Below are 15,108 nucleotides of genomic sequence, written 5' to 3' on the forward strand. Positions count from 1 at the left end.
CTACAAACAGACTACTTCTACTTTTTCACTGAATATTTACGCAATCCGTATTGGGATATTACTTGCTGCTGAATTTGGCTCGTTCCCTCGATAATTTCAAGCACCTTCGCTTCGCGGCACAGCCGTTCCGCAGGATATTCATTGCGAACACCGTTGCCACCATGAACTTGCACCGTATCGTTAGTAATTTCGACAGCCACTTTCGATGTAAAATATTTAGCAATTGTCGTCTCGTGAATCGCATCAGCATGTCCCTTTTTGCGCATCTCTCCCGCAGAAAGACAGAGCGCACGAGCAGCATGAACCTTAGTGACAGCATCGCCGATAATACCTTTGATCAATTGGAAATGATACAGCTTTTCACCAAACTGTGAACGTGATCGTGAATACTCCACCATCGCTTCAAGTGCCTCTGCGGCAATCGCCGTTCCCGCCCACGCAATGCTGTAGCGGCCGTGATCTAACGCAGTAGATACGATATAGGTAAACCCTGCGCCCACGCTGCCAAGCACGTTCTCTTCTGGAATCTCTACTTCGTCAAGGCTGATTTCAGCAATATGAGCAGCACGGTTGCCAATCATGCCAGACATTGGCGTCGTACGTACGCCCTCTCGTTCCCGCTCGACGATGAATGCCGTTATTTGCCCCCCTGAATCAACTGCGATAACAACAAAGAAATCGGCAATAGCGGCGAACGATATCCACTTTTTACACCCGTTCAAGATATACCGTGCGCCTTCTTTCCGGTACGTCGTCTGTACATTTTTGGCATCAGATCCCACATTCGGCTCGGATAAAGCAAATGCCCCGAGCTTTTCTCCGCTTGCCATTTTCGGAAGCCACGTCCGTTTCTGTTCATCCGTGCCAAAACGTAGCATCGTCTCTCCCAGCAACGAAGTTTGCACCGTAAGCAGCGCTCTCGTATTGCTGCATGCTTTGCCGATTTGCTCCGTCAACAACCCGTAAGCGACAGGGTCAAGCCCCAAGCCGCCGTATTCTTTAGGCCAACTGGCCCCCAAATAGCCACGCTGTGCCATTTGGTCAATCAAGCTGCGGGGAAGTTCACCGTTGATGTCAATTTCTTTTGCCAAAGGACGTACGACTTGAGCCGCAAACTGCTTCGCATCATAAAAAATTTGAGCAGAGGTATCCCAAATATGAAAACTCATTTTTTACACCACCTGCGAATTTTTATCGATCAGTTTTACGATGTTGTTGACCGTACTGAAATTGGAAATATCCAAATCTTCATTGCCAATCGTAATTTCGAACTCCTGCTCAATATAGGTAAGTAGCTTCATCGCGAACAAAGAGTTGACAAAGCCCATTTGAAAAATATGATCGTCATCCGTAAATACCGCCTCATCTTCAAATACGACCAGATTGCTTTCAATAAAGCTGCGAATTTTTTGTTTCATTTCCATGTTATTTACCCCTTTCTATTAGTAACTGGAACCTTCACCTCAATATAAGGTGGGAACGGTTGAATATGGTTTAAGTCGTTTTCAAACAAGATTTGTCCTTGTCCGTCATTCGCAATTTCCTTGAAATTAGCGAAGCGGTACGTGACATACATCATTTTGTTACGATCGGTCTGTTTAAAATCAGCTTGCAGCACTTTGCCGTCACTCTTCGCCTGTTGCATGATATACGTCAACATAACCGTGCCCACTCCGCGCGACATCACCCGACATGACATTAACAACAACTTCAAATGCCAATTGGTCTCCTTCAACTCGAGCAGCGCAAGTCCGATCTTGCCGTAAGAACCGTATTTGTCCGTCAATTCGCATACGAGCAATAGATGGTCGGAAGACTGTCTGAACTGATCCAGTTCCTCGTAGCTATACGTATTGCCTGTCGCATTCAATTGATTCGTGCGGACAGTCAACTCCTCTGCTCGTTTCAAATCTTCCTCGCGCGCTTCGCTGATGACGAACTGCATGCCGAGAGAGCTAAGAAAGGATTCCTGTGGACCAGTAAACGTGTCCTCTTCCTGTTTACGTTGGATATCTTCCAAATACATAGCGCGGCGGCGCACCGAATCTTCCGTAATGAAACGGGGATTCAGGCGGGGATGCGCGAGTAAGTTCACGTACTCTGTCGCATCCAAACATGTCACATCAGGATGCTCACTCTGGACCTCATCACGTTCGAATATTTGGTCATCGATGAACAAAATCGTATCCATCCCGATGTTCAAGTTAGTGCAAATGTTAGCAACCGACACCGATTTGGCGTTCCAGTTAATTTCCGGATACAAAAAATACTGATCGATGCCGAATTCACGCAATTTGTCCATCGCTGCATGGACCTCGTTCTTGCTTGCAACCGAATGAAGGATGCCACGCGAATCCAGTTCCACAATGATGTCGCGGATGCCCGCTTTTAGTTCAACATTGTCCGCTTCCAGTAGAACGCCTTCCCACATCGTATGGTCCAAGTCCCACACGATACATTTGATTTCCTTGGCCTTATTTACGGCCTTCTCCATAGTTACTTCCCCCTTGCATGCTGTTATTTAGTACGACTTCGTCGGCATGCGTACTGCTTCGTTTACGATTGAAACGACTTCAGGAGTATGCACATTAATAAAAAAGTGGCCGCCCGTAAACTTGTAGATGCGGCAATCCTGACTGCCATATCTCGACCATTCGTCAATCACGCACCATTCCGTGGCAACGTCATCCTCTGCGTACAACACCGAAATATCGCACTGCAGTGGAGCTACGTCCTTAGGGCGATACGTTTCTACCACCTGCATGTCCCTGCGTAGCACAGGCATAAACATCCGCTTCAGCTCTTCACGTTGAAACAACTCGTCCGCTGTTCCTCCCAGCCGCTTAATTTCTTGCCACAGCTGCTCGTCGGACAGCGTATGAATTTGGTAGCTCTTTACCGCATGGGGAGGGTACACGCCCGACACGAACAAATGCGCCGGTTCTCGGCCCGTCTCCCGCTTGATGGCTTGCGCCAGCTCGTGAGCGACGAACGCTCCCATGCTGTGGCCGAATAGCATAAACTCCGAGTCGTCCAGTTCTTGCTTCATACGCCCCAGCAAATCTTCAACCATCTCATCCATGCTGCTGGACAGCGGATCTGCCATCCTACGCCCTCGTCCGGCTGGTTCGAGCGGATGCAATTCGATAGACTCATTCAAGTAGCGCTTCCAGCGTGTGTAGCACGTTGCAGAGCCTCCCGCATACGGGACGCAGAACAGTTTGTATTTCATCTACTTCACCTCCTTGAAGGGAGCAGACACAACCCGCCGCTGCGTTGTCGGGAACAAATAAGCCGCGAGCCAATAACAGAAGGCGCCTCCCCCAACGATATACAGGGCATATGCAGACCATACAACAGGGATAGGTGCCCAGACAGCCACCACATCAAGCGGCAGTCCCGCGAACACGCCTTTAAAAAGTTTGCCGATTCCCCAATAGCAAGCTACCGCAAGGATAAGGATGGCGGCGAACACGATACTGCGCCTTCCCTTGAGCGGCATGAATACGCGGCGGCGTTGACGGAGCTGCATCCCGATGCGGATCGCAGCGCTTGCCAGCACGATCACAAGTACACCAAGAACGATGAATACAACGAACGCAATCCGGTCGAGCATCGGATATAAATCATCTACTGCTGGCGGCGGCTCATGGCCACGCAGCAAATTCATAACACCGTTCCCCATTTGAAACGTGTAAGCCGAATTAATATTGGCCATGATGCCGACACCAAACCGCTCTTTCGGGCGCAAAACAAAGAACGATGAGTAATTCGGATTGGAACCTTGGTGCCATATTTGTTCACCATTTGCCGCAACTGACCAGCCCGCGGCATAATAAGATTGATCCGTATTCGGCTTCACCGACGTATCGGATATATGAGAACGCTTAATCAGCTCCCGATGGGGTGCGGACAAATCGTTCTTCGCTCCAAGTTGCAGCAGCAGCCACTGTCCGATATCCTCGACATTCGATATCAAGTAGCCAGCAGGCGTATTCCCTTGGTAGCGCGGCGCGTTATACGGATGATTTGACCCAAATGCGACCTTGTATCCCGTCGCCAGCTTCCCGCTATCCTTCAACTGCGCCATCGGAACGGTATTCTTCAACCCCAATTGTTGCAACAGCTGACTCATATAGTGTTCATAGGACATACCGGACACCTGCTGAATAACGAGTCCCAATACGTCGTAATTAATGGTGGCATACAAAAATTTGCTGCCCGGGCGATGATCCAGCTCTGTTCCAGACAGCGCTCTAACGGTCTCTTCCAGCACCCCCTCCCCCATGCCGATAGGAATGGAGGCGAGTGTACGAAAGGGTACCCCGCTCGTTTGATACAAAAACTGGGCGATCGTCACGTTTGCCGGCTGGCCTTGATCATACAGCTCCAACCATGGAATGTAGCGCTTCACAGGATCGTCCAGCCGAATCTTGCCTTGCTGCTCTAATTGCAAGATAGCTAAGGCTGTAAACGCCTTCGACGTGGATCCCAGTTCAAATAAGGTTGAACTTGTAACTGGTATCCCCGCTTCCCGATCGGCTTGTCCAAATTCGTTGGCATACACCACACGGTCACCGCTTACGACAACGACTGCGGCGCCAGGAATGTCGGCCTCCTTGATCTGTGCCTCGACATACCGCTCGATGGCTGCAACGTCAACGTTCGGAAGCTCTCCCGCGGCATAGGCTTGCCCCGGGGAGATAGCCGGCAGCGAGCCGCAAAGCAACGCTGCCACGAGCATATACAATGCTAGTTTCTTTCCCACCTTACTTCTCCCCTTTATCAGTTGAAGAGAACGTCCAACTCGTCCTGACTCAGCTTTACCGTCTCGAAGTCGGACGGTGTAAAATCAGCCTGTTCCTGGTCCGTACAGAACCGGATCAGTTCGCCCAGCCGCTGCATAAAGGTCTTCATCAAGCCCTCCATCGTACCCTCGCTGAACTTGGCCGTGCTGTATGTCATGCGGACGCGGAGCGTCTTTCCAATCACCATCGCTACGATATCGACAAGGCAAGTCAGCTTGTTGCTCGGACATATGTCGCTGCCTGCATCTTCCGCGGCGAGATCGATAACCGAGCTGTGCAGATGGTTATCGATCTCACCCATGTAATTGAAGCGGATCAACCCGCGTTCGGGCTCCGCGACACGGCGGGACAAGTATGACAAAATGCCGTAGTCGATCCCTTTGTGCGGTATCGAGCGCAGCTGTTCCTTCACGCTCTTGATGGCACCAGCTGGCTCACTTCCGGACAAACGAAGGTTAACTGGATACATCGAGGTAAACCAACCAACCGTTCTGGACACGTCGATATCTCCGATAATTTCCTCGCGCCCATGCCCCTCCAGCTCAATGGTAAGCTTGTCCTTGCCCGTTAAATCGTTCACTGCCAAAGACAGCGCTGCCACAAGTAAGTCACTCGTCTGCGTGTGGAATGCCGTATTGGCATTACCCAACAGCTTGTGCGTTGCTTCCGCAGACAGTTCCTCGGCAAGCGTTTCACAAATGGCATGCCGATCGTCATCTGTCTCCCTATCAACGGGCAGAGAATGTTCCACCTCGTTCACGACAGACTGCCAATATTCGCTCTGCTCAGAGGCCCGCTCACGGCTGTATGTCTCAACGGCTTCCGCCCACGCTTGCAGCGAATCCGTCTTGGCTGGCAACGTGGTGACTTGCCCGTCCAACGCCGATTGCAGCAGCCGATCGAAGTCCTCCAGCAAAATCCGCCAAGACACGCCATCCACGACCAAATGATGTGCCGTCAACAGAAGGCGCTGGCCCTCTTCTCCCATATCGAATGACAGCGCTTTAATTAACAATCCTTCGTCAAGGCGAACACTCCCTTTGAACGCTTCGGCACTGCTCTTCAGCGCCGCCGCTCGCTCTGAAGCCGGATAGCTGGCAAGGTCGCAGCTGCTAACTTCCACGTCTGCTTGTTCGACAGCTCGATAAGCGAGACAACCTTCGGCCTCGACGTAATGCAGCCTTAAGGCGTCATGATGTTGAATCAGCGCATACAGCACATCGCGCAGCTGCTCAGTCGTCGCTGTGCGTGTTAAACGAATCAAGACAGATTGGGCAAAGTAATGCGGATTGTTCCACGGTCTGCTGAAAAACCACGATGTAATTGGCAGCGGCCGCACTGTTCCTTCGCACAGCCCTTGTTCCACTTTACGAGGCGCGTTTCTTTCGACCAAAGCTGCCAGTTCGTGAATGACCGGGTAACTTAAAATATCTTGTACCTTTAGGCGATAGCCGGCCGCGTTTATTTTGGACGCGATTTGGAGTGCCTTGATGGAGTCCCCACCCATGCGGTAGAAATGATGATGGGCACCTACCCCCTCCACTTGCAGCACGTCTGCGAATACGCCTGCCAAAAACGCTTCAACGGCAGTTGCTTCCCCAGTATCTGATGTCTCACATACCGGCTCGGGAATCGGCAGCAGCTTGCGATCCACTTTGCCGTTTGGTGTTAACGGCAGTTGGTCAAGCCCGATGAAATAAGCCGGAATCATATACGACGGTAGCACCTCTGTCAGCTTCATTCTCAGTTCCAGAGAAGTTAGCTCTCTCTTAGCCACATAATAAGCGGCGAGATGCTGTTGGCCGTCATCTCCGGTCTGATCGATGACAATTACTTCTTCCACTGCCTCTATGGCAAGCAGTTGATTTTCGATTTCTCCCAATTCAATGCGGTAGCCTTTGATCTTCACCTGATGATCAACCCTACCGAGATAACTGATATTGCCGTCGCTGTAACGAATGGCCAAGTCGCCTGTTCTGTACATGCTCCTGCCTCGTATAAACGGGTTATCCACAAAGCGCTCTTGCGTCAGCTCCGGTCGATGCAAATAGCCACGGGCCACACCGTCCCCGGATATGTATATCTCCCCAACCGCCCCATGCGGAACCGGCTCCAAGTGTCGATCCAGTATATAAATTTGCGTATTGTCGATCGGCTTGCCTATCGATACGGAAGTTCTCTTATCGCTTTCCGGATCGTATCGGTAAATCATGCAGCCGACCACCGTTTCCGTCGGGCCGTATTCGTTATAAATATCGATGCGTTCATGAAACTGCTTATAGATATCGGCAGCTAACGCCGCCTTCAAATCTTCCCCGCCGACGATAAACCGCCGGACTACAGATTCACGGGTGTCTATGTCTTTCATCAACGCTAGATGCGCTGGCGTCAGTTTGATGACCGTCGCTTTGTTATCACGAATAATGCGCTGCAAAATAAATTCGCTGCCGTCATCCTCGTATATTTCGATTCGATTGCCACTAATTAAAGGTGTAAAGATCGATGTAACCGTCAAATCGAATGCGATGGAGGAATAGAGCGCAAACACATCGTCGCTTGCACGAATATACGTCTTATTCGCCCACCAGATATAGTTCACCAGTCCGCGGTGCTCGATCATCGCTCCCTTCGGATTTCCTGTCGAACCCGACGTGTAAATGAGGTATACCAAGTCGTCCGGTTTACTCGTTACTGGCAGGTTGTGCTTGTCATCCGCATACTGTCGTTCGTCATCAAGTGCGATAACGGTACCCTCGTAGGATAAATGCGTCCATTCTTCGCCTTGTGTTAACAGAAGCGAAGCTCCGCTGTCCCGCAAAATATACTCGATCCGTTCCTTCGGATAGTCGGGATCTATCGGTAAATAGGCCCCTCCTGCCTTGATGACTGCCCATATTCCAACCACAATCTCCAAGGAATGTCGGGCCATGATCGCGACCGGCTTGTGCGAGTCCATTTCACTCTTCTGCAACGTTCGAGCCAATTGATTCGCGCGCTCGTTCAACTGGCGGTATGTAAGTGAACGCCCCTTGCATGATACGCTAATACGATCCGGCGACCGTTCGACTTGCTCTTCGAACAATTGCTGAATCGTTTGTTGTGAAGGATAAGCCTGTTCCGTCACATTGCAACCATATAGAAGTTCCTCTCGCTCCTCTGGGGACAACAGTCGTAACTCACCAATCTGCCCCTCCGGCTGCCCGATGATCTGATTCGTTATATAGAGAAGTCGCTGGTACATTTCATCAATCTGTGCTTCCGTATAATCGCCTGTCTTGTAATCAAAGTACAGCTCCAGTCCTTCATCCGCAGACCATTCGGTAACGATAAGCTGTAGCGGATACAGCTGATGGCCGTTATGTACTTCAATCTGTCTCATGTCCCATCCAGGACCGAATTTGCTATCGTACTTGGTATTGTAATAGTTAACGCAAACTTGAAATAACTGATCCAAGCCCCGTTTCTGAAGTTCAAGATCTTGTACGAGCATGTTGTAAGGGTATTTCTGATGAAAATAACATTGGAGAAGTTCTTGGTTGATGGATTTCATAAATGTGGAGTAAGTCATGTCGTGTTCGATATCGGCGAGAAACGGCATCGTGCTCGTGAACATCCCGAAGGTGTTTTTCTCTTTGACCCCAGTTCGGTTAAGTACGGGGGTGCCGATTATAATACGGTCTTGCTGATTCGCTTTGTGGAGATACAAGAGCATCACCGCTACGAATAACGTATTTAAAGAAATCGATTGCGCGTGTGCAAATTGGCGTATAGCCTCTGAGGTGTCCGGTTGTAATAGAAACGGCTTGCGCCGGCCGGTCGTGTGGCTTGCTGAGGTGTGTAGATCAACGTTGTCAACGTGCTCGAATTTTTTTTGCCAAAACTGTTTATTTTTCAAAAACCGTGAGGATTCCAAATACTTCTGCTCTTGCTCGATGTAGCCTAAATAGGTGTGGCGCGTCTGCTGTCCAACTTCCTCACCCTGCATCAACTGCGTATAAATTTGGTTGATTTGTGAGGTCATTAATTGAAAACACCAGCCATCGGAGATGATATGGTGAACTTTCGTCAAGTAGGCGCTCTCCGTGTCGCTTACTTTGACTAGGGCGAAATCATAAAGAAATTCACCATCTAAAGGCAACGGCTTGGCAAACTCCCCGCTGACCCAATCCTCGAGACCGACATTCGATTCGCTTGCCGCAAGATCGATATACGGTAACGTTTTGCGACTATACTCGGTCACAGCCTGCTGTACCGTACCATCCTGATTCATAATCCTAATGCGGATGGCATCATTTTGTCGAATAAACTCATTAATCGCTTCTTCCAATAAAGAAAAATCTACGGGACCGTTAATTTTAACAAATCCCCCGATATTATAAATACTCGTATCGGGATACATATTCTCCACATACCAAATACGTTTCTGTGGATGTGTTAACGGATACAGGTTACTCACGTTCAGAGATAAAACCTCCAGTCCGATTAAATTACGGATATTGTGGAACATGGCAGTGTTCCTAGCGCTTCAATTACCGCTTCCAAGACCCGTTTCTCGCTCTCCATAAGCTCGTTGATCTGCTTAATTCCTTTGCCTAATATGAAATCGTCTCCAGTGAGCGCATATTTCATCATTTGATGACGTAAGTCACTCGCTTGCTCCTCGATCGGTTGAAAGCAATTGCCAAGCGAATCTGGAAGCAGACCTTGCTCACATAAATAAGCAATGCGAAGTCCCATGACCTTCTTGTGCTCCCACAAAATATGGATCGGCCTAATATCGCGTCTCTGCGCAAGCACGGGCAAATTGTGAATGAGCGTGGGATACACATCAATCCCAAATGCCGCTTCCACCGTATTGCACGTCGCTCGATCACGCAAGGATACATTTCTAGCAGAAACATAGTCTTGTAACGAATGTTGGATAAACGCCGGATCCAAGTCGTAACTGCCCTTTTTATTGAACCTAAACAGGTACACCTGCTCTTTATAGTTGTCCGTCCATTCTAGATCCCGGAACCCCTGCTCCAATTCGTGGAACGGTACGCTCGTCTTGCGGAACTGCATCTCTTCGTCATACCCGAGTACGAAGAATGTCCGCTTCGCTTGATCATAGCCGTAAATTAAAATGTCATGTGCGTAGTGTGTTTGCTGGTAAACGCGACGGCGTGGGATATAGAACTCATCTACATATAAAGAAACCGTATACCCCGAATCTATGCAATCGACTAAAAAATTCACAACGCCACGCGGCGAATCTAGTATGCTCTCTCGTTCTATTTTTTGCGTAGTTAGCCACGGACAACGGAGGAAATCTTCTCCATAAAATGTGAGCGGTAACGATCGTGCGGCTCGACTTCCATCAAGATCGAAATGACAATAAAGATGTATAAAATTACTGTAAAACCATGGAATCCCCTCTTGTCGGGTGAGTACCGTACAAAGAGGATAGGCCACATATTGGTATCCAATAATAGGAGGAATAGCCAATTCTAACTCCTTGACGGTCAAAATAAAACCACCTCTCTTTGCCAAAAGTAATAATATGCAAAACTAATGAGATATAATGGTATCTTATTTCATAAACCGACCAATCATCTCATTTTATTACATATTAGCCTTAAATAATATTCGCACATGTGTATTTTATTGTCAATATATATTTAAATATTTAACAATTATTTTATAAAACCAACTGCAAACCCAATTTATGGACAACAACCATCTTGACGATTTTGAAACACGGAGTTACCATGGTGAAGAATCGAGTCCTGTTTTTTCAAACCGTTCTCTATTACGCATCCTTCTCCACATTTTAGGATGTTTCCTTTTTGCATGTTTAAAAACGAGCGATATACAACATGTGCTTGTAGACAACCTGTGATTAGATTTCGCTTGTCTGAATGATGTCGATAACTTCATTCTGCAGAAATCTTCCATGGGTCTTTTTTATGTCCGGTTGTCTCACTTCAATAAGCCTTTTCACCTCGTGTTACCTCTTTGAGCAGGCTACCGATCAGATTCCCTGAAGTTCCGCCATTTTTAATCGAATAATCGAAACGGAGGATTCAAACAATGACGAATAACGTGCAAAAAATAGGTGTTATCGGAGCAGGTACGATGGGGACATGCATCACGGCCGATCTGCTGTTTCATGATGTGCCTTGTGTGCTGGTCGATATTTCGGAGCACGCGCTTGTGAAAGCGAAAGCTGAGATTGAGAAAGTACTGCGGTTCGCGGTAACGATCAACAAAGATTTGCCGAAAGTGAACGCGGCGGACGCCATGAAAAAAGTTCTCTTTACGACGGACATTCGTGAGGTTGCCGATTGTTCATATATCATTGAAAATGTTCCTGAAAATTGGGAGTATAAAGAGAGTGTCTACAAACAATTAGACGACATTTGCGGAGAAGAGGTTTGCTATGCCGCTAATACGTCTTGCCTGTCCATTACTAAGCTTGGCGCGGCGACGAAGAAGCAAGAACAGGTCATCGGCGTGCACTTCATGAATCCCTCTTATTTGAAAAACACGGTCGAGGTCATCAAAGGCTACCATACATCAGATGCTTGTGTGGCGGAAACCGTAAATGTTCTGAAACTGATGAACAAAGAAGCGATCATCGTGAACGATTATCCCGGCTTTGTCAGCAATCGGATTTCCCATCTGTTCATGAACGAGGCTGCGTTTGTTGTGCAGGATGGAGTTGCCGACGCGGCGCAGGTCGACGCCATATTTAAAAAATGTTACGGACACAAAATGGGCCCGTTAGAAACAGCCGACCTGATCGGACTGGATACTGTGGTCCACTCGTTAGACGTCTTGTACCAAAGCTACCAAGACTCCAAGTTCAGATGCTGCCCTTTGCTACGTAAAATGGTAGACGCCAACCTGCTCGGCCGCAAGACGGGCAGAGGCTTTTATAAATATGGATAACGATTAGCCGCGATTAGTCGCATACATACAAGCCTATACCGCAATCATCATACAATCATCACGCAACAGCTTGCGCTTGACGATCATTCCCCGTTCGACCGAACTGGCTCTCAGCTTTGCGAGAGAACAGACGGTTAAACGGGGAGTCCTTCATGCGCTATTTGGCGTGCCCCTCTCGACAACACCATGGATGATAGCTCTGTCCTCGCCTTCCGCAATCTATATCCCATGGCTCCCTTCATCTCTAGTTCACCTCTTATTCACATCGTCAGATCCATCCATGATTTTAAGTTCCCAAAAATTCACACACATAAAGAACGTTTGTTCGGTGTATAATACGAAATATAGGAATATACGTTCGCATTTTGGAGATGAGATCATGGATGTTACTGCTAATCCAAGTATGGAAACGAAAGAGGATATTCAAATGATTAAGGAATATACCTTGCTTCCCATTTTGCTGGATATGCTAACAAGAGATATGGAAGAACTAAATATGTATAAAAATAAAATTGTGTACAATCATGTTCTCTTTTACCTCAAACAAGTGGAACACTCGATTTATCCCGAGCTGCGCAACATTAAAGGAGAGATGAGAGCCCGCGATATTAAAGTTCTTCATACCGAATTCCATGCACGGGGGATCGATGTGGAATACAAAGTTCGGGGCTATATCCACTGTTTCACGATGTTGCGAGGCTTAATCAAAGCAGAGTTAATGACCATGCTGATGAATATGCAGGGGCGATTAAGATGAGCGTACGCCGCGAAAAGGTTATTTTTCTAGCAGATTGCCAAAGCTTTTACGCCAGTGTTGAAAAGGCAGAGCACCCAGGATATGAGAACAAACCCGTTGTTGTGGCTGGGTCCGTTGAACGTCGTTCGGGCATTATTTTAGCTGCATGTCCGATTGCTAAAAGCTTTGGCATTGGTACAGCCGATCGCCTTGGAGAAGCGTTGAACAAGTGTCCTGAGCTCGTCGTGATGCGCCCTCGCATGCAGCATTATATTGATGTGTCTCTGATGATTACGAAGATTTATGAGGAATTTACGGATCTAGTCGAGGTTTTTAGTATTGATGAGCAATTTTTAGACGTATCTGCAAGTCTGCATATGTTCGGGGGGCCTCTAACGATCGCTAAAGCGATTCAGCAAAAGGTGCTGAGCCAAACAGGCGTAAGAGTTAGAATCGGGATCAGCTCGAATAAAATATTGGCGAAAATTGCAACAGATATATGGGCGAAAAAAAATAAAGAAGGCATTTTCACGCTACCGCCAATCGAAGTCGAAACGCTGCTGTGGCCGCAGCCTGTAGACAAAATGTTTGGTGTCGGCTCGCGTATGACCTCGCACTTTGCGCGTCTTGGCATGCATACGATCGGAGATATTGCCAGAACACCGTTGCCACGTCTCAAACAAAAATTCCGTGCGCGCTTTGGCAAACAAGCGGATATTCAGGCAGAAGTGATGTGGCGAACCGCAAATGGTTTGGATGATAGCCCTGTCAGCCCCCGAACATTCGATACGCCTCCAAAATCAGTCGGCCATATGATGACTTTGCCTAAAGATTATATCGAATCGTGGGAAGTGGACACTATTTTATTAGAGCTCGTAGAGGAGGTGTGCCGTGATTGCCGGCGTAAAGGATACATGGGTTCCGTAGTCACGGTTAGTTGCGTGTGCAGCCCTTATGAATCGCCTACTGGATTCTCGCGCCAAATGAAAATGCCAGACCCTACGAATCACACCAATACGGTATTCGAAGCAGTAAAAGTGCTCTTTTATACATTTTGGAATCGAATGCCCGTACGCCGTGTCGGTGTAACGTTAAGTCAGCTGAAGGATGATCAACAATATCAGCTCACTCTGTTTGAGGATCAGGTGAAAGCTAGAGCCTTGGATAAGGTTACGGATCACATCAAAGACCGATATGGAAGTGCAGCGCTCATAAGAGCTTCTTCGCTTACTACTGCTGGGCAAGCAGCAGATCGATCATTAAAAATCGGAGGGCATTACAAGTGAGTAAAAAATTGGAGAAAAACGGACTCTGGGAATCGAGCAGGATGATGTTGCCGCAACATAAAGAAGCATTTCAGAATAGATTCCACCCGCACACGGTTCAACCTTGTCGCCCAACAACAGAAGAAATCAAGTTGATGAAAGATTCTGTTTTATTATCCATTATGCATACTATTATTATAAAAAAAGCTTATGAAATCGAACAGTCTTCCGACACCCTAAGAGGGCTGTACACGAAAGTAGCCCGACTGCTTGCTAAAAACATCTATGCCGATTTATGTGAAGTTAAAAAATACTTGTTAGAAAAAAATATTTGCCTTCATGAAGAAGAGAAAGATGAGCAGGCGATTCATTATCGCTACGTCTGTCGTCATTATGAGGACCGTTTTATAGTGACTAGAGACTATATTCGTTCCGAAGTAAGCACGAGAATTGGACGATATGCGGATACCCTTGTAGCAAGCTTACACCCTAAGCAAACGCCTTGCAAAAAGGAAACTGCGAAATCAAAATAAAGTGTCCGCGGCCGAGGGCATCTATCGCTTTATAAAGTCGATAGATGCCTTTCGTATCGTGCTGCTAATGCAAGGTATTAGTTTATGATTCCTTTGGCACGAGCTTGCGGGACCCATTTGGCGAACTCATTGATCATTTTTTCGAATAGAACTTTGTTGTCCATGCTCACAACGTCTTTGGCTGGGAAGAAATCAACATTATCCAATACACGCCCACTCATGTCATCCAATTTTTGCAGGTAATTGAAACTAGCGTTGCCTACACCTATGAATTGAAAGAAAATTCCGTATTTAGAAAGCTCTTTAATTAATTTCGTTGTTTCGTCTTTATCTTGGTTGTCACCGTCGGTGAAGAATAGGACATAAACGGGTTTGTCCAATGTCTTGGTTTCCTTTTTCACTCCAAAAAATCCAGCGATACCGCCTTGCTTTGCCATAATCGTTTTGTCGCGAATCGTTTTAATGGCTTCAGCGTATTGTGTTCCACCTTCAAGATTACGCTTACGATAAATGTCATTAGCGAAGCCGCTGTAATTGCGCTCTGTTACAGTACCTTCGTAATGGGAATTAACGCCGAATGAGACAACGTCGATTTGCTTGTTCGCATCAAAGCCCATACCTACAGCCATAGCACGGTCGATAATCGCTTGCATGGTACCGTTTTCGAAATACGATCGAATAGAAGCGCTAATGTCGATTACAGCCCATACCTCTGCTGTCTGGTTACCTAATCCTTTAGCTTCTTTAACTAAGACAACTTCCCTCGTCATTTTCTCTAGTGTGATGCTCATCTTAGAATCGTCTCCCTTTTAGTTGAATTGTTACGGCATCTT

General features: G+C 47.4%; 12 protein-coding genes. 4 read left to right on the plus strand and 8 right to left on the minus strand.

Annotated elements, in window-relative coordinates; all coding sequences use genetic code 11:
- Positions 1-17: 17 nt before the first annotated feature.
- From KIK04_RS02255 to KIK04_RS02285, 7 genes are read right to left on the minus strand one after another with little or no spacing between them, the layout of a single operon-like run.
- Positions 18-1,169 (minus strand): acyl-CoA dehydrogenase family protein, encoded by a 1,152-nt coding sequence (locus KIK04_RS02255; protein ID WP_232276730.1) that lies wholly within the window; start codon positions 1,167-1,169, stop codon positions 18-20.
- A gap of 3 nt (positions 1,170-1,172) precedes the next feature.
- On the minus strand, positions 1,173-1,424 hold the full coding sequence (locus tag KIK04_RS02260) for an acyl carrier protein (protein ID WP_232276731.1): 252 nt from the start codon (positions 1,422-1,424) through the stop codon (positions 1,173-1,175).
- A gap of 5 nt (positions 1,425-1,429) precedes the next feature.
- Positions 1,430-2,494 (minus strand): HAD-IIIC family phosphatase, encoded by a 1,065-nt coding sequence (locus KIK04_RS02265; protein WP_232276732.1) that lies wholly within the window; start codon positions 2,492-2,494, stop codon positions 1,430-1,432.
- Between the two features lie 27 nt (positions 2,495-2,521).
- Positions 2,522-3,232: a thioesterase II family protein gene (locus tag KIK04_RS02270; RefSeq protein WP_232276733.1), complete on the minus strand. Its 711-nt coding sequence runs from the start codon at positions 3,230-3,232 to the stop codon at positions 2,522-2,524.
- Positions 3,233-4,768, minus strand: coding sequence for a serine hydrolase domain-containing protein (locus tag KIK04_RS02275; protein ID WP_232276734.1), 1,536 nt, complete (start codon positions 4,766-4,768; stop codon positions 3,233-3,235).
- A gap of 17 nt (positions 4,769-4,785) precedes the next feature.
- Entirely contained in the window at positions 4,786-9,264 is a 4,479-nt protein-coding gene (locus KIK04_RS02280) for a non-ribosomal peptide synthetase (RefSeq protein WP_232276735.1), read from the minus strand.
- A gap of 26 nt (positions 9,265-9,290) precedes the next feature.
- Positions 9,291-10,316 (minus strand): BtrH N-terminal domain-containing protein, encoded by a 1,026-nt coding sequence (locus KIK04_RS02285; protein WP_232276736.1) that lies wholly within the window; start codon positions 10,314-10,316, stop codon positions 9,291-9,293.
- 564 nt (positions 10,317-10,880) lie between these two features.
- Between KIK04_RS02285 and KIK04_RS02290 the strand changes: the two genes are divergently transcribed.
- The 4 genes from KIK04_RS02290 to KIK04_RS02305 all read left to right on the plus strand — a co-directional run bounded on the left by KIK04_RS02290 (position 10,881) and on the right by KIK04_RS02305 (position 14,275).
- Positions 10,881-11,741 carry a 3-hydroxyacyl-CoA dehydrogenase family protein gene (locus KIK04_RS02290; protein WP_232276737.1) on the plus strand — a complete coding sequence of 287 codons (861 nt, stop codon included), beginning with the start codon at positions 10,881-10,883 and terminating at the stop codon, positions 11,739-11,741.
- 379 nt (positions 11,742-12,120) lie between these two features.
- The gene (locus KIK04_RS02295) at positions 12,121-12,498 is read left to right on the plus strand and encodes a YhjD family protein (RefSeq protein WP_232276738.1); all 378 of its coding nucleotides are present in this window, start codon (positions 12,121-12,123) and stop codon (positions 12,496-12,498) included.
- A complete protein-coding gene (locus KIK04_RS02300; protein ID WP_232276739.1) occupies positions 12,495-13,763 on the plus strand; it encodes a DNA polymerase IV in 1,269 nt (422 codons plus the stop codon). The genes KIK04_RS02295 and KIK04_RS02300 overlap by 4 nt, the downstream gene beginning before the upstream one ends.
- The gene (locus KIK04_RS02305) at positions 13,760-14,275 is read left to right on the plus strand and encodes a YhjD family protein (protein WP_232276740.1); all 516 of its coding nucleotides are present in this window, start codon (positions 13,760-13,762) and stop codon (positions 14,273-14,275) included. The genes KIK04_RS02300 and KIK04_RS02305 overlap by 4 nt, the downstream gene beginning before the upstream one ends.
- 77 nt (positions 14,276-14,352) lie before the next feature.
- Here KIK04_RS02305 and KIK04_RS02310 read toward each other — a convergent pair whose 3' ends face one another.
- Positions 14,353-15,066, minus strand: coding sequence for a VWA domain-containing protein (locus KIK04_RS02310; RefSeq protein WP_232276741.1), 714 nt, complete (start codon positions 15,064-15,066; stop codon positions 14,353-14,355).
- Positions 15,067-15,108: the final 42 nt, after the last annotated feature.

The organism is Paenibacillus sp. 481, assembly GCF_021223605.1.
GTDB lineage: Bacteria > Bacillota > Bacilli > Paenibacillales > Paenibacillaceae > Paenibacillus_B.

Coding starts and splice junctions, on each gene's coding strand:
- KIK04_RS02295 (WP_232276738.1), top strand. CDS start 12,121: ATGGATGTTACTGCTAATCCAAGTATGGAAACGAAAGAGGATATTCAA.
- KIK04_RS02260 (WP_232276731.1), bottom strand. CDS start 1,424: ATGGAAATGAAACAAAAAATTCGCAGCTTTATTGAAAGCAATCTGGTC.
- KIK04_RS02290 (WP_232276737.1), top strand. CDS start 10,881: ATGACGAATAACGTGCAAAAAATAGGTGTTATCGGAGCAGGTACGATG.
- KIK04_RS02265 (WP_232276732.1), bottom strand. CDS start 2,494: ATGGAGAAGGCCGTAAATAAGGCCAAGGAAATCAAATGTATCGTGTGG.
- KIK04_RS02300 (WP_232276739.1), top strand. CDS start 12,495: ATGAGCGTACGCCGCGAAAAGGTTATTTTTCTAGCAGATTGCCAAAGC.
- KIK04_RS02310 (WP_232276741.1), bottom strand. CDS start 15,066: ATGAGCATCACACTAGAGAAAATGACGAGGGAAGTTGTCTTAGTTAAA.
- KIK04_RS02255 (WP_232276730.1), bottom strand. CDS start 1,169: ATGAGTTTTCATATTTGGGATACCTCTGCTCAAATTTTTTATGATGCG.
- KIK04_RS02270 (WP_232276733.1), bottom strand. CDS start 3,232: ATGAAATACAAACTGTTCTGCGTCCCGTATGCGGGAGGCTCTGCAACG.